Source organism: Delftia tsuruhatensis (assembly GCF_903815225.1).
Lineage (GTDB): Bacteria > Pseudomonadota > Gammaproteobacteria > Burkholderiales > Burkholderiaceae_C > Comamonas > Comamonas tsuruhatensis_A.
Window position 1 is genome coordinate 4,493,737 of the sequence record NZ_LR813084.1, and the last position, 16,857, is coordinate 4,510,593.

Sequence of the window (16,857 nt, forward strand, 5' to 3'; positions counted from 1 at the left end):
CATTCGCCATTGCCGCAGCCGACGGACCACGCAAGCGCCCAGGCACTGCCCGCGCGCCCCGCAGCGCGCCCGGCCCTCAGACGCTCTGCAGCCCCGACCGGTCCAGCGACTCGGCAGCTGCCAGGGCACGCTCTTTTTCCTGCAGGAACGCCGATGTGCAAAGGCCCGATACCGATTGGATCAGCCGCTCGTCGGCGCCATCGTAGGCATGCCGATGGTGCAGCAGGTTGAGCGAGCCGATGACCTGGCCGTCAAACCAGATGGGCAGATTCAGCACGGAGTGCAGGCCATGCCCGATCAGCCACTCGGCCTCCGAGAAAACGGTGCGCAGGTCGTTCTCGTCGCTGCCGATATAGGGCAGCCCCTGGTCCAGGACCCTGGCCGACCACGGCCCTTTGCCTGTGGCCTTGAAGCCGCCCGGCGGGCTCACCCGCGCATCGGTCGAGAAAATGCGGCGCATGAGGCGCAGCTCTTGCAGGTACACCAGGCCGGTCAGCAGGCGGTAGCCAAGGACGGCATTGGCCAAGCGCGAAATCTCGGACCATCGGGCCTCATCGCCCTGCGCCCGGCCCAAGGCCTGGGCGGCCCGGGCCAGGCTCGCCCAAGCATGCTCGCCGTTCATTCGTTGATGCCTTCCAAAGCCACGCCCCGCATGTCCTTGCCGAAGAAAAGGATGCCCAAGCCTCCGATGAGGAGAACCGAGGTGATCATGACGAACACCCCGCCAAAACCCAGCACCGGATACGCGGCTCCGACAATGGTGGGCGAGGCGATCGAGCCGATGCGGGCCATTGCCGAGGCCGCCCCCATGCCGGTGGCCCGGATCGATGTGGGGTAGATCTCGGCCGTATAGGTGTACTGGCCCGCAACGACGCCATTGATGCCGAAGGACAGCAGCATGCTGCAGGCGACGATCTGCGTGTCGCCCGCCGCAAAAGCCAGGCCCAGCGCGGCCAGGCACGACACCAGCATGTACGCCAGGATGGTGTATTTGCGACCTATCCTGTCGTTCAGATAGGCAGCCGTGTAGTAGCCGGGAATCTGCGCCAGGTAAATCAGGATCGTGAACGAAAAGCTCTTGGTCACGGTAAAGCCCTTGGCGACCAGCAGGCTGGGAATCCAGACCAGGAAGGCGTAGTAGCAAAAGATGACGGCCATCCAGAACACCCAGACCACGAGGGTGGTGCCGAGATACCGTGGCTTCAGCAGCTGCGCCAGCTGACCCAGGAAACTGCGTCGCGCATTGGCAGGGTCCGGCACCACCGGGTGGGGGAGTTTCCTGGGCTCGGCCAATGGCTGGCCGGTCGATGCCCTGACCTGGGCCTCGATGGCATCGCACACCTGTCCCGCCTCGGCAACACGCCCCACCTGCTCCAGCCAGCGTGGCGACTCCAGCAGTGAGCGCCTCATCCACAGCAGGAAAAAAACCGGCAATGCCGCGATGACCATGAGATAGCGCCAGCCATCGGGGCCTGTCGGCACGACGAGGTAACCGAGCACGGCGGAAAGCACGAAGCCGAAGGAAAAGAAGCCGGCCAACGCCCCCGTGAAGCGCCCGCGATAGCGGCTGCCGACGAATTCGGCCAGGTAGGGCGCGACAATCGCACCCTCGGCCCCCATGCCTGCGCCGGCGGTCATGCGCAGGATGTAGAACTCGTGGAAATTCGTCGCAAAGGCATTGATGAAGGTGGCGACGCAAAACAGCACCAGCGCCCACATCATCACCACCTTGCGGCCGAAGCGGTCACCCAGCAGCCCCGACAGCAGCGCCCCCACCAGGAAACCGACATAGGTGCTGCTGGCGATCCAGCCGGCCTGCGCGCCGGTCAGCCCCCATTGCTCACGCAGGGAGGGCAGTATGAAGGCGATGATTCCGGCATCCAGCGCCTCGAAGGCCAGCCCCAGGCCACCGATGACAAGCAGTGTGAAGTGAAACCGGCTGAATGGCAGCCGCTCCAGGCGTTCCGAGACGGTGTACATGGATTCCTCCCAGGGACGATGAATTGAACGCCGCTCAGAGGCCGTTCTTGTGGATGACGCCGTCCTGCATGACCAGCTTGATCGCCGTGTCGTGCCGGGTCAACAGGGCAATGTCGTCGAGCGGATTGCCGTCGACCAGCAGCAGGTCGGCCCAGGCGTTCTCAACGACCTCACCCAGCAGGCCTGCGTGATTCAGGATCTCGGCACCGATCAGCGTCGCCTGCTGGAGGGTCTTGGCATTGCCCAGCACCCTGGCGCGCAAGAGCAGTTCGTCCGACTGCATGTGGTGCGTCTCGCCCAGCAGGTCGGTGCCATAGCCCATCTTCACGCCGGCCTCGTCCAGCACCTTCAGGGCCTGCAGGCCATGCTTGCGCACCTGCGCGATCTTGCGCACGGACTCGGGCGGCAGCCCGTACCTGGGGCCGTCGTTGGCCAGGCCTTCGTAGGTGATGAGCGTGGGCACCATGAAGGCGCCCTTTTCCCTCATCAACCGTGCGGACGACTCGTCCACCAGGTTGCCGTGCTCGATCGTGCGCACACCGCAGTGCACGGCCCGCGCAATGGCCTTGGGCGTGTAGGCATGGGCCATGACATAGGTGTTGGCGTTGTCCGCTTCCTCCACGATGGCGCGCAGCTCGGCCTCGGAGAAACCCAGATGGACGATGGGATCGTTGGGCGAGGCCACGCCGCCGGAGGCCATGACCTTGATCTGAGACGCGCCTTTCAGGATTTCCTCGCGCACCGCCTTGCGGCAGTCGTCCACGCCATCCACCACGCGTGCGATGTTGCCGAGCTTGTAGGCACAGGCGCAGGGGTCTTCCAGCGTGTCGTTGCGGCCGCGGAAATCCCCATGTCCCCCGGTCTGGGACAAGGCCTTGCCGGCACAGAACAGGCGCGGCCCGACCAACTGCCGCGTCTTCACCGCCTCGGCCAGGGCCCAGTCGGCGCCGCCGGCATCGCGCACCGAGGTAAAGCCACGGTCCAGCATGCCCTTCATGATCGGCACGGCGCGCAGCAGCGCCAGTGCGTTGGGCATGCGGGCGACCGCGCCCAGATCGAAGGACGAGGCCATGACGTGCACGTGGCAGTCGATCAGGCCGGGCATCAGGGTCATGCCCCTGGCGTCGATCTCCAGCGCGCCTTCGCAGGACAGGTCGGCGCCACCGATTTTCTCGATGACGCCCGCCTGAATCAGGACAGCCTGCGTAGAATCCAGCCGGAGATTTCGAGTATCCAAAATCCGGGCATTTCGAATAATGATCGATTGCATCTTTTTATCCATAGTTGCCTCCATGGCAGCAAATCTAGCGAGATGCACTACGTCATGCTTGGTGTTTCAGGCCAACATCCTTCCCATCTACTTCTACCCCCATGAGCCATACTCATACGTACCATGCGAAGACGTTGCCCCACCATCTCGGAACTGAACGCTTTCATCGTTTCGGCGCGGCAACTGTCGTTCTCCAAAGCGGCAAAAGAGTTGTTCGTGACGCAAAGTGCAATCAGCAGGCATATCGCCGAGCTGGAAACCTACCTGGGGCACCCGCTTTTCATCCGATCGCGCAACGGCCTGGCATTGACCCAGATCGGTGAACATTTTCTCAAGCAGGTGCGGCCTGCCCTGCATGCGCTGGAAAGCGCCACGACACAGGTGATGTCCACCGCCAGGCACACGCACCTGCTCAACCTGTCCGTGGCCCCCACCTTCGCTGCCAACTGGCTGCTCAGCCGGCTGGCGGCGTTCAGGTTGCTCAATCCGGACATCTCCATCAACTTCGTGCGCTATCACACGATAGACGCCATGGAAGCCGGCCCGGACCATGACGCCTCCATCCAGTACGGCTACGGAGACTGGGCCATTGCAGAGGCCACCTATCTTATTGGCAAGGAAACCAGTGTCGTATGCTCGCCTGAATACAGGAATCGCCTGGCGGTCAAGCATTTTCCGGATCTGAAACGATGCACGCTGCTACAGCACAATGAAATCCCATCGGCCTGGGAGGACTGGTTTATCAACTATGCAGGCGAATACAAAGATGCCCGTATCGGGCCTGCCTTCAACCTTTTCACCCTGATCATTCAGGCAGCCGTTTCCGGTTTTGGTATTGCACTGGTCCCGTCCTGTCTGGTACAGGATAAATTGATGAGTGGGCAATTGATAGAGCCTTTCGAGCAGCGCTTCGAAAGTCCTCTCGGCTACTATCTTTGTGCACCCAACCATCGCAGCAATATGGACAGCTACCGGCGATTTGGCGAGTGGCTGCACCATGAGTGCTGCCACATCCCCTCGGCGCAGCACCCCACGCCAGAAGAGCCCACACAGACGCCACAGTGCCGCTATTGCAGACAGAGCGCGACCATCACGGCGTAGGGCAGCGCATCGCCGCGTCGCCGGACTCGCAACGCGCGGTGCCGTGGTGCCGTGGTGCCGTGGTGCCGGATCTGCACGGCAAAAGGCAGCCACGCCGGCGCCCTGCCTCCATCAATATTCAATATTTCAACATTTGTTGTATCATCGAAGAATGCAAGAAGCCCAGGCCATCCGCTCCCTCTCCGCCCTCGCCCACGAAGCGCGCCTGCGCGTGTTCCGCGCCCTGGTCGTCGCCGGCCCCGAGGGGCTGACGCCCGGTACGCTGGCCGGGCAACTGGGCATTGCGCCCAATGCGCTGTCCTTCCACCTGAAGGAGCTGTCCCATGCCGAGCTGGTGAGCCAGGAACGCCAGGGTCGCAACGTGCTGTACCGGGCGGCCTTTCCCGCCATGAACGACCTGCTGGCCTACCTGACCGAAAACTGCTGCCAGGGCGCGGCCTGCGCCACGACGGATGCAGCCTCCTGCAACTGCTGAACGGAATCCACGATGAAACGCTTCCATGTCCATATGCACGTCGATGATCTGGCCAAGAACATCGCGTTCTATTCCCAACTGTTTGGCGCCGAGCCCGCCCGCGTGGAAAGCGACTACGCGAAATGGATGCTGGACGAGCCTCGGGTGAACTTCGCCATCTCGACGCGCGGCAAGAAAGCCGGCCTGGACCACCTGGGTCTTCAGGTGGATGAGGCCGAGGAATTGGACGCCCTCAAGGCCCGCGCCAGGGCTGCGGAGCTGGCGATGCTCGACGAAGGCACCACCACCTGCTGCTACGCGCGCAGCGACAAGCACTGGATCACCGACCCGCAGGGCATTGCCTGGGAGCACTTTCATTCGCTGGAGAACATTCCCGTGTTCCACGAAGCCGCGACGGCAGCCGTCGAAGCCGGCGCCTGCTGTACGCCACCGGCACCGCGCCAGGCGGCTGCATCCGCCTGCTGCGCGCCCCGTCCCGCCTCCTCCAAGTCCTGCTGCTGAGCCACCATGTCCGATTCCATCCTCCCCTTGAATGTCCTGTTCCTGTGCACCCACAATTCGGCGCGCAGCATCCTGGCCGAGGCTTTGCTCAACGATATGGGCAAGGGACGCTTCAAGGCGTACTCGGCCGGCAGCAGCCCCCGCGCGAACCAGCAACCCAATCCCTTGGGCTTGCAGGTTCTGCAACGTGCCGGCGTACCTGTGGAGGGCCTGCGCAGCAAGAGCTGGGACGAATTCGCGGCACCCGACGCGCCACAGATGGACCTGATCATCACCGTCTGCGACAACGCCGCCGGCGAGGTCTGCCCTATCTGGCCCGGCCACCCCGCCACCGCCCATTGGGGCTACGCCGATCCCTCGGAAGGCGATGCGCCCGAAGAGGTCAAGCTCAAAGCCTTCCGCCAGACCCTGCACATGATGCGTCGTCGGCTGGAATTGCTGGTCAACCTGCCCGACGACAAGCTGGAAAAGGCAGGTCTACAGGGCACCGCACGCGATCTGGCCTCCCACTGACCGCCCCGCCTTCGTCCACGAAGGTGCACTCTCTGCAACCCAAGTCCCCCCAGCACCATGCTCACGGCCGTCCTGATCTTCGTCTTCACCCTTGTTTTGGTCATCTGGCAGCCGCGCGGCCTGGGCATTGGCTGGAGTGCCTCGCTGGGCGCCATCGTCGCCCTGCTTGCCGGTGTGGTGCATCTGTCCGACATTCCAGTGGTCTGGAACATCGTATGGAATGCGACCGCCACCTTTGTAGCGGTCATCCTCATCAGCCTGCTGCTCGATGAGGCCGGCTTCTTCGAATGGGCAGCGCTGCACTTCGCACGCTGGGGCGGAGGGCGAGGCACCAGGCTGTTCGCCTTCATCGTGCTGCTGGGCGCGGCCGTGTCCGCCCTGTTCGCCAACGACGGCGCCGCGCTGATCCTCACCCCCATCGTGATGGCCATGCTCGCGGCGCTGGGCTTTTCGCCGGCCGCCACGCTGGCCTTCGTCATGGCGGCGGGCTTCATCGCCGACACCGCCAGCCTGCCGCTGATCGTCTCCAACCTGGTCAACATCGTCTCGGCCGACTTCTTCAGGATCGGCTTTGGGGAATACGCCTCGGTCATGGTGCCGGTCAACATCGCCTCGGTGCTGGCCAGCCTGGCCATGCTGATGCTGTTCTTCCGGCGCAGCATTCCCGCCTCCTATGAGCTGGCCCGGCTCAGGCGCCCTGCCGACGCGATCCGCGACCCGGCGACCTTTCGCGCGGGCTGGGTGGTCCTGGCCCTGCTGCTGATCGGCTTCTTCGGCCTGGAGCCGCTGGGCGTGCCGGTCAGCGCGGTCGCGGCCGCGGGCGCGGTCCTGCTGCTGGCCGTGGCGGCACGCGGCAAGGCCATCGCCACCCGCAAGGTACTGTGGGGCGCGCCGTGGCAGATCGTGGTGTTCTCGCTGGGCATGTACCTGGTGGTCTACGGATTGCGCAACGCCGGGCTGACCACCTACCTCGCCGCGCTGCTGGACCGCTTTGCCCAGGGCGGCGTCTGGGGCGCGGCCATCGGCACGGGCGTGCTCTCGGCCCTGCTGTCGTCCGTGATGAACAACATGCCGACCGTGCTGGTGGGCGCGCTGTCCATCGACGCCTCCAGCGCCAGCGGCGTGGTCAAGGAAGCCATGGTGTACGCCAACGTGATCGGCTGCGACCTGGGCCCCAAGATCACGCCCATCGGCAGCCTCGCCACGCTGCTGTGGCTGCATGTCCTCGCCAGGAAAGGCACGACGATCGGATGGGGCTACTACTTCAAGGTCGGCACGGTGCTGACGGTCCCCGTGCTGCTCATCACCCTTGCCACCCTGGCACTGCGCCTGAGCATCTTCGCCTGAATCCCCCCTGCATGGACCCCGCCATGAGCACCATCACCATCTACCACAACCCCGCCTGCGGCACCTCGCGCAACGTGCTGGCCCTGATCCGCAACAGCGGCGAGGAGCCCGCCGTCATCGAGTACCTCAAGACCCCGCCCGACCGCGCCACCCTGGAGCGACTGCTGGCCGACCTGGGCATGCCCGTGCGCGAGGTCCTGCGGCACAAGGGCACGCCGTATGACGCGCTGGGCCTGGGCGATCCGAAGTGGAGCGATGCCCAGCTGATCGACTTCATGCTCCAGCACCCCATCCTCATCAACCGCCCCATCGTGGTGACGCCGCTGGGCACGCGCCTGTGCCGGCCGTCCGAGGCCGTGCTGGACATCCTGCCACGCCCCCAGCAAGGGGCTTTCTCCAAGGAAGACGGCGAAGCCGTCATCGACGCGAAAGGACGACGTGTTGCCAAGCACTGACTTGCCGAACCTGGGCCCGCAATCGTTCGCCGTCCCCAGCCTGGCGCGGCTGCTGCCGCAGGCACGGGCCACGCACGCGCCCCGCATCCTGCTGCTGTACGGCTCGGTGCGCGAGCGCTCCTACAGCCGGCTGCTGACCGAGGAAGCCGCGCGGCTGCTGCGCCACATGGGCGCCGAGCCCCGCATCTTCGACCCGCACGGCCTGCCCCTGCCCGACGCGGCGCCGGAGAGCCACCCCAAGGTCCGTGAGCTGCACGCGCTGGCGCAGTGGGCCGAAGGCATGGTCTGGACCTCGCCCGAGCGCCACGGCGCCATGACCAGCATCCTCAAGGCCCAGATCGACTGGATTCCGCTTTCCGTCGGCGCCGTGCGCCCCACCCAGGGCAAGACCCTGGCCGTGATGCAGGTCTCGGGCGGCTCGCAGTCCTTCAACGCCGTCAACCAGATGCGCGTGCTGGGCCGCTGGATGCGCATGCTCACCATTCCCAACCAGTCGTCGGTGGCCAAGGCCTACCAGGAGTTCGACGAAGCCGGCCGCATGAAGCCCTCCCCCTACTACGAACGCGTGGTGGACGTGATGGAGGAACTGGTCAAGTTCACCCTGCTGACGCGCGACTGCGCCGACTATCTGGTGGACCGGTACAGCGAGCGTCGCGAGAGTGCCGAGGCGCTGTCGCGGCGGGTCGGCCAGGGCAGCATCTAGCGCAGCAGCCGGCGGGCGCATCGACGGCAGGCCTGTGCTCCAATGAATCCATGCCGACCGAACCCAGCCTTGAAGACCTGCGCCGCTACGCGGTGGCACGCAGCCTGTTCACGCCGACCACCCTGCCTGCGGCCATCCAGCGCCTGGGTTTCGTGCAGGCCGACCCCATCCGTGCCCCGGCGCGGGCACAGGACCTGACGCTGCGCCACCGTGTCAAGGACTACCGCGCCGGCGACCTGGAGCGCCGCTACCCACGCCTGGCGATTGACGAGGACTGCCTGGTCAACTACGGCTTCCTGCCGCGCGAGCACCTGGCGCTGATGCATCCACGCCGGGCCAGAAAGGCCTGGGATGCCGAGACCGAGCGCAAGGCCACGGACGTGCTGGCCTTCGTGCGCGAACGCGGTGCGGTCCATCCCCGCGAGGTCGAACAGCATTTCGCGCACGGACGGGTGCAGAACTACTGGGGAGGGGCCAGCAACGCCAGCACGCAGTTGCTGGACGGCATGCACTACCGCGGCCTGCTGCGCGTGCAACGGCGCGACAGCGGCACGCGCGCCTACGAGGCGGTGACGCATCCGCCGACGGACGATGGCCCCGCCGCCAGCGCCCGGCGCGCGGCCGCCCTGATCGATCTGGTGGTACGCAAGTACGCGCCGCTGCCGGCCGCCAGCCTGACCTACCTGGTGCGGCTGCTAGCCTACGGCGCCCCCCATCTGGCCGAGCAGACCCAGGCCGCGCTGCGGCTGGCACGCGAGCACCTGGCCAGTTGCCGCATCGATGGCACCACCTGGTACTGGCCCTCCGACGAAAACCCGCGCTCGCGCCGCCACGCCATCGACGGCCGGCTGCGGCTGCTTGCCCCGTTCGACCCCGTGGTCTGGGACCGGCGCCGCTTCACGCTGCTCTGGGACTGGACATACCGGTTCGAGGCCTACACGCCCCCGGCCCAGCGCCAGTTCGGCTACTACGCGCTGCCCATGCTCTGGCAAGGCCATGTGATCGGCTGGGCCAACGTGACCGCCCGCGAAGGCCGGCCGGAGCCTGCGTTCGGCTATGTCGCAGGTGCGGCGCCCCAGGACGCCGCCTTCCGCAATGCCCTCGATGAGGAAGTGATGCGCATGCAGCAGTTTCTCGTTCCGCGTCGAGACGGGACACTGCCTGCACCAGCGTGCCACGTCACCTGCCCCTCGGTGCCGGAAACTTCCCCCATGGCGCCAGCCCCGATCCCGCCTGGTCGATAATGTGACCTTTGCCCGCCGCCGTGCCCTTGGCTGAATGCAAGCGTCCGGGGCGGCAGGCTCGACACAAGAACACCTGCGCCTTCCCGCGGCCTCGCGCCAGGGGCCAAGGCCTTGCCGGCGCCCGCAGCGCCGCCGCAAACCGTTGATTCCCAAGCCAATGAGCGACCTTTCGCAAAGCACCCAGCCCTCCCCGGCCCCTGATCTGTCGGCGCACACGCCGATGATGCAGCAGCACCATTGAGTGACTTTTTTCTCATTTAGGGATAACGAGTTACCGCATTGACGGCATGATTCAGTCCCCTCTTAGTCCCCTTTGGTGGCTACTCCTGACTTCAGCCGATAGTCTCGAGCCGAGTCAGTGGCCCGCAGCGGCCAATGACCCGTGCGGTGCTTGACAAAAGCACACCGATCGGAGATATTCGCAATTCACGAATAGCGAATATCTCCGCAAATGGACCTCAAACCGCAAGACCTGCTTGTATTGCTGAAGGTGGCAGCCCACCCGCCCCAGCGATGGACGTACGTCGCGCTGGGTGATGCTCTGAGCATGAGCTCCTCCGAGGCTCATGCCAGCGTGAAGCGCGCCGTGGCATCAGGACTTGCCGTGGCGGCGTCCCGGGCCGAATGGTCGCCGATTCGGCCAAACCTGCTGGAGTTCATGTTGCACGGCGTGCGCTACATCTGGCCGGCCGCTGCCGGACCAGTAAAACGCGGCGTTCCAACTGCATTCGGTGCGGAACCGCTGGCCAGCCAGTTGACAGCCGCACCAGGCGAGGCGCCTGTATGGGCGCATCCCGAGGGCAAAGCAAAAGGGCCGACGCTTCCACCGCTTTATCGCACGGCTCCGCAAGCTGCTCTGGCCGATCCATCGCTGCATCGCCTGCTGGCGTTGCTCGATGCCTTACGCATCGGTCGGGCTCGCGAGCGCGGGCTGGCCGCCAAACTACTGGAGGCCGAATTAATGCAAACACACAGTGAGGCGCCCGATGCGAGCAGATGACCCGAATCTGCCACAACTGCGCCAGATCGCTGAGGCACTGGGCAACCTACGTGAACAGGTGGTGTTCGTCGGCGGGGCCGTCGCCGGCCTGCTGGTGACCGACCCTCTAGCCGACCCCGTGCGTGCCACCCGCGACGTCGATGCAGTGGTGAACGCCAGCCGAACCATGTTCTACCGGATAGAGGAAGCGGTGGCGCAGCGCGGCTTTGCCCGCGACGTGACCAGCGAAGTGATCTGCCGCTGGGTGCATAAGGACTCTGGCATGTTGTTGGACCTAATGCCAGTGGAGCCGGAGGTGCTCGGGTTCTCAAACCGCTGGTACCCGTATGCGGTCGAAACCGCCGAGCCTACGGACTTGGGAACTGGCATCACTATTCGGCTAGTCAGCGCAGTAGGCTTCGTGGCCACAAAGCTGGAAGCCTTCGCCGGCCGTGGGGGTGGCGACTACTTGAGCAGCCACGATATCGAAGACGTGCTTAACATCGTCGACGGGCGCGAGGAGTTGGCAAACGAGTTGTCTACGGCCCCTGCCGAGATCCAGCATGCCGTAGGTGATGCTTTCAACGGACTCCTGTCAGATCCGAACTTTGCGAACGTTCTGCCAGGCATGCTTGCTGAGCCAGAACGGGCTGATCTGGTTACGCAGCGCATCAAGGCTATGTGTCGGCGATGAGGACTGATCAGCACTCAAAGCACGTGGCACCTAGCAACACACGGCTGTGATACGTTCTCCAGAACATTAGAAAAATGATCCGAACTTTCCAATCTGCGGCAGAGACTCGAGTCCTCGTCGGATACCTGACTGAACAGCAGGCCGCCTGGTTCTCCAGCCAGTTTTTTGGGCCACGCGCATCAGCATTCCTCGCGCCCGTTTTCGCACGCACCGGGTTTCAGGCTCAGTGCAATGGCGCCACGGCCGCGGCCGCACACCTCCACGATGAGGCCATCGGCGTTGGCCGAACGCATCACCTTTTTCGTCTTCCTGAAGTGCTCGAGCAGGGCGTGGCAGCAGCAATGGCCGACGCCCAGTTCGTCGAGCAGCTTCGTCAGCACTTGACATCGTGCGAGGTGGCACTGGCGCGCCTTGAAACTCTTGCTGTGCCGTGCACTGCAACCGAAGGCGCACAAGTGATGTCGGGCGACTTCTACGATGAAGTCGAAGCGTTGTTGCGATCACTCGCGGGCGTGTATGTCGACGCGTTTCGCCGGGGCATTAAGGCGTTTCCATTCGTGCGGGAGGGCTAGTGGTCCCACCTCACTTTTATACAACCCAGCTGCAAGCCGGTGCAGGCTTGGTCGAAGAGACCCGCCTGCTACTGTCACTTCATGAACCAGGAATGGAGCCGCAGGCATTGCTGGCCAAAGCACTTGAGTCTGGCCTCTTCTCGCGTGTCACAGCCCGCCGGCTTCGCAATGTGGTCATTGAGTGCTTCGCTCCGCGCTATCTGCGCGAACCCGACGCTGCACAACTGTTGAAACGACTTGCAGAGCACCTCAGCCGCTCTGAGCTTCTGCAGTTGCTGTTGCTTTACACCGCTCGCGCGAACTTGATCCTGAGGGACTTTCTGACGCACCTCTACTGGCCGAGATACGCATCTGGTCGCGACGGCCTGACGTCGGAAGACACAAAGGAGTTTGTGCTCGCTGGTATCCGCGCTGGCCAAACTCGAAAGCCTTGGTCAGACAGCACCATCCGCCGGATGTGCAACTACCTGCTCAGTTGCTGCGCCGACTACGAGCTGCTGACCAAGAACATCCGCGGCCCGCGAAAGATCCAGGCGCTTCGTGTTCAAGACCGCGTCGCGGCCTACCTGGCCTACGACCTCAAGTTCCAGGGCCTGGCCGATAACCAGATCGTCGCGCATGAAGACTGGCTGCTGCTCGGCCTTCAGCCCAACGATGTGCGCGACGTCTTCAAGCGGCTCTCGCTGCAGGGCTACCTGATCCTTCAGGCCGCCGGCGATGTGGTGCACATCGGCTGGACCTACAAAACCAAAGGGGAGTTGATCGATGTCCTCGCTCGATCATGATTTCAACGAGTTGATCGAACGCGTCAAGCATGGGCGCGAGTTCGGTCACGCCAGCTTCGAACCCATCTTCTACCTGGTCTTCCACCCAGAGCAGATCTTGGACGTGAAGCGCCGTCATGCCGCTTGGGAAAGCCGCCTGGCCAATGAAGGCTGGGACGTTCACACTTTCTCCATCTCCAAAGAAGTGGCTGAGATTCTGGCCAACGCCCCCATGCGAAAGATCTGGGTGGCCGCTGACCAGAAGGCCCCTCAGTCCTGGGAGAAGACCAACAAGTCGCTCGCCAATGCTGTGGCCACCGGCGCGCTGCAGCAGCGTCTGGAAGCGCGCCTAACCGAGCTGGAAGGCAAGCCCAAGTCCATCCTTCTGGTCACAGACCTGGAGGCCCTGCACCCCTACATGCGCATCGGTGTCATCGAGGGCCAACTGCAGGGCAAGTTCCATGTGCCCACAGTGTTCCTGTACCCCGGTGTGCGCACCGGCAAGACCCGTCTGAAGTTCCTCGGCTTTTACCCCGAGGACGGCAACTACCGATCGGTCCATGTTGGCGGCTGAATCTGAGCAATCTAAGTTATGAATATCAAGCAGCTTTTTGATCCGTCCAAAGACATCTACCGCAGCATCGAGAAGGTCATTGCCTACGGTGTCTCGCAGGAAGAGCGACTGAAGAAGGAAGTCTCCGAATACGTCGTTACCGATAGCATCGATGAGCAGTTCAACAAGCTGCTGCTCAAGATGCAGGCTGCCATGGACGCCGGCGGCGAGAACGAGGTGGGCGTTTGGGTTTCGGGCTTCTATGGCTCGGGCAAGAGCTCGTTCACCAAGTATCTCGGCCTGGCATTCGACGATCGAATTCAGATCGACGGCGTGCACTTCCGGCAGCATTTGCAAGACCGCCTGAAGCGCACGACCACCCGCCAACTGCTCAGCACTGTCGCCAAGCGCTTCCCAGCGGCCGTGTTGCTGCTCGACCTGGCCAGTGAGCAACTGGCCGGCGCCACCATGGAGGAAGTCTCCACGGTGCTGTTCTACAAGGTGCTGCAATGGGCAGGCTATTCGCGCAACCTCAAGGTCGCTGCCCTGGAACGCCGTCTGCGTCGTGAGGGTCGCTACGACGAGTTCTTGAAGCTGTTCGAGGAGGCCACAGGGGGCGAGCCCTGGTCCCAGTACCGCGATGACGATCTGGTCGTTGACAGCCTGGTACCCGGCATCGCCCATCAGCTGTACCCCCTGCTGTTCAAAAGCGAGTCGTCGTTCACCACCGAAACCAGTGATGTGGTCGTCTTCGAGAACGACCGCGTCAAAGAGATGTTGGCAATTGCCCGTGAAGCCTCGGGCAAGGACTACATCATCTTCATCATCGATGAGGTGGGTCAATACGTCGGCTCCCGCCAGAACCTCATACTGAACCTGGACGGCCTGTCCAAGAACCTCAAAGCCTTGGGCGGCGGCAAGGTCTGGATCATCGGCACTGCCCAGCAAACACTGACCGAAGACGATCCCCGCGCCGCACTCAATTCACCCCAGCTCTTCAAACTGAAAGACCGCTTCCCAATCCAGATCGACCTGGAAGCCAACGACATCAAGGAAATCTGCTTCACGCGCCTGCTCGGCAAGTCACCCCAAGGAGCAGATGCGCTTGGCGCCTTGTTCGATCAACATGGCCAGGCCCTGCGCCACAACACCAAGCTGGAAGACGCCCGTGCATTTGGGGCCGACTTCGACCGCAAGACCTTCGTCGACCTCTACCCTTTCCTGCCTGCGCACTTCGACATCCTGCTGCACCTGCTGGGCGCGTTGGCGCGCTCCACGGGCGGCATCGGCCTGCGCTCGGCTATCAAGGTCATCCAGGACATCCTGATCGAAAGCGATGGCACCCGCACCGCTGTGGCGGACCAGGCCATGGGCTGGTTGGCCACCACCGCTACGCTGTTTGATGCGCTGGAGAAAGACATCCAGCGCGCCTTCCCCAACCTGCACAAGCCCGTGCAAGAGGTTTGCCGCAACCGCTTCGCCACCTCGCCACTGCACCACCAGGTCGCCAAGACGGTGGCCGTGCTGCAAATCCTGGGCAACCTGCCCGTCACCCGGCAGAACGTGGCCGGCCTGATGCACGACGGCGTCACCCTGGCCGGTCGAGCCGACGAGGTAAACCGCGCCATTGAAGAGCTGATCACCGACCGCTTTGTGCCCTTTGGCGAGCAAGACGGCCAGCTGCGCTTCTTCAGCGAGAAGCTCAACAATGTCGAGCAAGAGCGCAGCCAGATCCCGCTGCGCGCCGTGGAGCTCAAGCGCATTGCCAACGCCGCGCTCACCGAGGTCTACGCCCCGCTACCCAGCACCCAGCTCAACGGCTCGCTGGCCGTGCAAACCGGGCTCAAGGCCCAAGGCCCCGGCGGCCTGCCCACCCCGTTGGCCGGCGACCGCAACCCCATCCAAACCCTGGTGGAGCTGACCGAACCCAAAGAGTACGAGGCCACCCGCACCCACCTGCAAGACGAATCGCGCCAGGCCTCCGCCAAGTTCCAGGTCTTCCTTATCGGTCGCACCACGCCCGAGATCGACGAACTCACGGCTGACATCTACCGCTGCCGCGAAATAGCCAACAAGCACCGCAATGACCCCGACCAAGAGGTCAAGGACTACTGCAACGGCCAGTTGGACCGCGCCGGCCGCCTGGAAGGCGAACTGCAGCGCCTCATCCGCCGCAGCCTGCTGCAAGGCTCGTTCATCTTCCGCGGCCAGGTGCAGGCGGTGGAATCGGCCGCACCCGAGCTGCTGGACGCCGCCCGCAAGCACCTGGGCGGCGTGGCCGAGCAGGTGTTTGACCGCTACGCCGAAGCCCCCGTGCGTGTGGCCACCGACACCGCAGAACGTTTCTTGCGTGCAGGCAACCTGGCCGCCATCACCTCGGCGATCGACCCGTTGGGTCTGGTTCAGGTCAAGGCCGGCAAGCCCTCGATCAAGGTGGACCACAAGGCCCTGGTCAGCATCCGCGACACCATCGAGCGCATGGGCCTGATCGAAGGCAAGAGCCTGTCCGACCGCTTTGCCGATGCCCCCTTCGGCTGGTCGCCCGACACGCTGCGCTACCTGGTGGCCGCGTTGCTGGTGGCCGGCGAGGTAAAGCTGAAAGTGGCGGGCCGCGAGGTCACCGTTAACGGCCAGCAGGCCGTGGACGCGCTGAAGACCAATAACAGCTTCAAGAACGTGGGCCTGTCGCTGCGCGAAGACAAGCCCTCGATGCACATGCTGGCTTTGGCCGCCGACCGGCTCACCGACCTGAGCGGCGAGCTCGTGGTGCCACTGGAAGACGACATCAGCAAGGCCACCATCCGCCTCTTCCCCGGTCTGCAGCGGCGCTACGCCCCGCTGGGCGAAAAACTCAAGAGCCTGGGCCTGCCGGGTGAAGACCGCCTGGACAGCCTGGGCCACGAACTAGCCGATGTGCTGCTGACGGACGCATCAGACGCCCCCCAACGGCTGGGCAAGCCCGAAAGCCCCCTGTACGCCAGCCTGAAGTGGGCTGCCGACCTGCGCCATGCGCTGGAACAAGGCCTGGAAGCCACGCTGCGCGACCTGCGCGAGCTGCGCACCCTGGTGGACAGCCTGCCCAACACCGGAGTTTCCGCCGCGCTAAAAGCTGACTTGGACGAGCCGCTGGCCCAGTTGGACGCCCAACTGGCCCAAGACGACGCCTACCGCGCCGCGGCCGACCTGAGCAGCCGCCTGACGGCCATGCGTAGTCGCGTCCGTGACGCCGCACTGGCCCAGCAAGCCGCCCAGGCCGAGCGCCTGAAGCAAGTGGCCGCCGATGTGCAGCGTGTGCCCGAGTGGGCCGAACTGACCCAGCAAGAACAGCAAGAGCTGCTGGCCAGCCTGGAGGCCTTGGCCCTGCAAGCCAACCCCGACGCTGCGGGCCTGCGTACCCTGGTCAACCAAGACGCCGTCATCTTCAGCCAGGCGCAAGACGTCAAAGCTCGCATCGAGCGTCTCGGCCGTGAACGCGTGCAAGCCCGCATGAAGGCCGAGATGGACGTCAAGGTCCCAGAAACGAAAGACGGCGAGAAGAATGAAGACAAGCCCAAGCCTGCCGTCAAGCGCCACGTCACGGCCCGCGGTCACATCACCACCCTGGCCGATTTGGACAGCCTGATCAAAGAGCTGCAACGCGTGCGCAGCGAGCTGCACTTTGCGCACGCCTTCGAGCTAGACCTGAAGCTGGAAGACTGAGCGAGCC

At 64.2% G+C, this 16,857-nt stretch carries 17 protein-coding genes; 14 read left to right on the forward strand and 3 right to left on the reverse strand.

What is annotated here, in order from left to right; translation table 11 throughout:
- Nucleotides 1–76 precede the first annotated feature (76 nt).
- The 3 genes from L1Z78_RS20430 to L1Z78_RS20440 are packed head-to-tail and all read right to left on the reverse strand — an operon-like array spanning nucleotide 77 to nucleotide 3,250.
- Nucleotides 77–622: a GAF domain-containing protein gene (locus L1Z78_RS20430; protein WP_234638175.1), complete on the reverse strand. Its 546-nt coding sequence runs from the start codon at nucleotides 620–622 to the stop codon at nucleotides 77–79.
- On the reverse strand, nucleotides 619–1,980 hold the full coding sequence (locus tag L1Z78_RS20435; RefSeq protein WP_234638176.1) for an MFS transporter: 1,362 nt from the start codon (nucleotides 1,978–1,980) through the stop codon (nucleotides 619–621). The genes L1Z78_RS20430 and L1Z78_RS20435 overlap by 4 nt, the downstream gene beginning before the upstream one ends.
- Nucleotides 1,981–2,014: 34 nt before the next feature.
- The gene (locus tag L1Z78_RS20440; RefSeq protein WP_234638177.1) at nucleotides 2,015–3,250 is read right to left on the reverse strand and encodes a metal-dependent hydrolase family protein; all 1,236 of its coding nucleotides are present in this window, start codon (nucleotides 3,248–3,250) and stop codon (nucleotides 2,015–2,017) included.
- A gap of 123 nt (nucleotides 3,251–3,373) precedes the next feature.
- Between L1Z78_RS20440 and L1Z78_RS20445 the strand changes: the two genes are divergently transcribed.
- The 14 genes from L1Z78_RS20445 to brxC all read left to right on the forward strand — a co-directional run bounded on the left by L1Z78_RS20445 (nucleotide 3,374) and on the right by brxC (nucleotide 16,850).
- Nucleotides 3,374–4,351: a LysR substrate-binding domain-containing protein gene (locus tag L1Z78_RS20445; RefSeq protein ID WP_234638178.1), complete on the forward strand. Its 978-nt coding sequence runs from the start codon at nucleotides 3,374–3,376 to the stop codon at nucleotides 4,349–4,351.
- A 151-nt stretch (nucleotides 4,352–4,502) separates the two neighbouring features.
- Nucleotides 4,503–4,826 carry an ArsR/SmtB family transcription factor gene (locus L1Z78_RS20450; protein WP_234638179.1) on the forward strand — a complete coding sequence of 108 codons (324 nt, stop codon included), beginning with the start codon at nucleotides 4,503–4,505 and terminating at the stop codon, nucleotides 4,824–4,826.
- 12 nt (nucleotides 4,827–4,838) lie between these two features.
- The gene (locus tag L1Z78_RS20455; RefSeq protein ID WP_234638180.1) at nucleotides 4,839–5,327 is read left to right on the forward strand and encodes an ArsI/CadI family heavy metal resistance metalloenzyme; all 489 of its coding nucleotides are present in this window, start codon (nucleotides 4,839–4,841) and stop codon (nucleotides 5,325–5,327) included.
- A gap of 6 nt (nucleotides 5,328–5,333) precedes the next feature.
- Nucleotides 5,334–5,840, forward strand: coding sequence for an arsenate reductase ArsC (locus L1Z78_RS20460; RefSeq protein WP_234638181.1), 507 nt, complete (start codon nucleotides 5,334–5,336; stop codon nucleotides 5,838–5,840).
- 57 nt (nucleotides 5,841–5,897) lie between these two features.
- Nucleotides 5,898–7,187, forward strand: coding sequence for an arsenic transporter (locus tag L1Z78_RS20465; protein ID WP_234638182.1), 1,290 nt, complete (start codon nucleotides 5,898–5,900; stop codon nucleotides 7,185–7,187).
- A gap of 23 nt (nucleotides 7,188–7,210) precedes the next feature.
- Nucleotides 7,211–7,642, forward strand: a complete 432-nt coding sequence (gene arsC, locus L1Z78_RS20470) for an arsenate reductase (glutaredoxin) (protein ID WP_234638183.1) — start codon at nucleotides 7,211–7,213, stop codon at nucleotides 7,640–7,642.
- The gene (gene arsH, locus L1Z78_RS20475) at nucleotides 7,629–8,345 is read left to right on the forward strand and encodes an arsenical resistance protein ArsH (protein WP_267966988.1); all 717 of its coding nucleotides are present in this window, start codon (nucleotides 7,629–7,631) and stop codon (nucleotides 8,343–8,345) included. Before arsC ends, arsH begins: the two co-directional genes overlap by 14 nt.
- Nucleotides 8,346–8,395: 50 nt before the next feature.
- Nucleotides 8,396–9,589 carry a DNA glycosylase AlkZ-like family protein gene (locus tag L1Z78_RS20480; protein ID WP_234638184.1) on the forward strand — a complete coding sequence of 398 codons (1,194 nt, stop codon included), beginning with the start codon at nucleotides 8,396–8,398 and terminating at the stop codon, nucleotides 9,587–9,589.
- Between the two features lie 451 nt (nucleotides 9,590–10,040).
- The gene (locus L1Z78_RS20485) at nucleotides 10,041–10,589 is read left to right on the forward strand and encodes a hypothetical protein (protein WP_234638185.1); all 549 of its coding nucleotides are present in this window, start codon (nucleotides 10,041–10,043) and stop codon (nucleotides 10,587–10,589) included.
- Complete coding sequence (locus tag L1Z78_RS20490; RefSeq protein ID WP_234638186.1) at nucleotides 10,576–11,262, forward strand: hypothetical protein; 687 nt, start codon at nucleotides 10,576–10,578, stop codon at nucleotides 11,260–11,262. The genes L1Z78_RS20485 and L1Z78_RS20490 overlap by 14 nt, the downstream gene beginning before the upstream one ends.
- A gap of 74 nt (nucleotides 11,263–11,336) precedes the next feature.
- The gene (locus tag L1Z78_RS20495; RefSeq protein WP_234638187.1) at nucleotides 11,337–11,834 is read left to right on the forward strand and encodes a BrxE family protein; all 498 of its coding nucleotides are present in this window, start codon (nucleotides 11,337–11,339) and stop codon (nucleotides 11,832–11,834) included.
- A complete protein-coding gene (locus L1Z78_RS20500; protein WP_234638188.1) occupies nucleotides 11,834–12,619 on the forward strand; it encodes a BrxA family protein in 786 nt (261 codons plus the stop codon). Before L1Z78_RS20495 ends, L1Z78_RS20500 begins: the two co-directional genes overlap by 1 nt.
- On the forward strand, nucleotides 12,600–13,172 hold the full coding sequence (locus L1Z78_RS20505; RefSeq protein ID WP_234638189.1) for a BREX protein BrxB domain-containing protein: 573 nt from the start codon (nucleotides 12,600–12,602) through the stop codon (nucleotides 13,170–13,172). Before L1Z78_RS20500 ends, L1Z78_RS20505 begins: the two co-directional genes overlap by 20 nt.
- A gap of 18 nt (nucleotides 13,173–13,190) precedes the next feature.
- Complete coding sequence (brxC, locus tag L1Z78_RS20510) at nucleotides 13,191–16,850, forward strand: BREX system P-loop protein BrxC (protein ID WP_234638190.1); 3,660 nt, start codon at nucleotides 13,191–13,193, stop codon at nucleotides 16,848–16,850.
- Nucleotides 16,851–16,857 lie beyond the last annotated feature (7 nt).

Coding starts and splice junctions, on each gene's coding strand:
- L1Z78_RS20465 (WP_234638182.1), top strand. CDS start 5,898: ATGCTCACGGCCGTCCTGATCTTCGTCTTCACCCTTGTTTTGGTCATC.
- L1Z78_RS20430 (WP_234638175.1), bottom strand. CDS start 622: ATGAACGGCGAGCATGCTTGGGCGAGCCTGGCCCGGGCCGCCCAGGCC.
- L1Z78_RS20480 (WP_234638184.1), top strand. CDS start 8,396: ATGCCGACCGAACCCAGCCTTGAAGACCTGCGCCGCTACGCGGTGGCA.
- L1Z78_RS20495 (WP_234638187.1), top strand. CDS start 11,337: ATGATCCGAACTTTCCAATCTGCGGCAGAGACTCGAGTCCTCGTCGGA.
- L1Z78_RS20445 (WP_234638178.1), top strand. CDS start 3,374: ATGCGAAGACGTTGCCCCACCATCTCGGAACTGAACGCTTTCATCGTT.
- L1Z78_RS20450 (WP_234638179.1), top strand. CDS start 4,503: ATGCAAGAAGCCCAGGCCATCCGCTCCCTCTCCGCCCTCGCCCACGAA.
- arsC (WP_234638183.1), top strand. CDS start 7,211: ATGAGCACCATCACCATCTACCACAACCCCGCCTGCGGCACCTCGCGC.
- L1Z78_RS20460 (WP_234638181.1), top strand. CDS start 5,334: ATGTCCGATTCCATCCTCCCCTTGAATGTCCTGTTCCTGTGCACCCAC.
- L1Z78_RS20455 (WP_234638180.1), top strand. CDS start 4,839: ATGAAACGCTTCCATGTCCATATGCACGTCGATGATCTGGCCAAGAAC.
- L1Z78_RS20435 (WP_234638176.1), bottom strand. CDS start 1,980: ATGTACACCGTCTCGGAACGCCTGGAGCGGCTGCCATTCAGCCGGTTT.
- L1Z78_RS20440 (WP_234638177.1), bottom strand. CDS start 3,250: ATGCAATCGATCATTATTCGAAATGCCCGGATTTTGGATACTCGAAAT.
- brxC (WP_234638190.1), top strand. CDS start 13,191: ATGAATATCAAGCAGCTTTTTGATCCGTCCAAAGACATCTACCGCAGC.
- L1Z78_RS20505 (WP_234638189.1), top strand. CDS start 12,600: ATGTCCTCGCTCGATCATGATTTCAACGAGTTGATCGAACGCGTCAAG.
- L1Z78_RS20485 (WP_234638185.1), top strand. CDS start 10,041: ATGGACCTCAAACCGCAAGACCTGCTTGTATTGCTGAAGGTGGCAGCC.
- L1Z78_RS20490 (WP_234638186.1), top strand. CDS start 10,576: ATGCGAGCAGATGACCCGAATCTGCCACAACTGCGCCAGATCGCTGAG.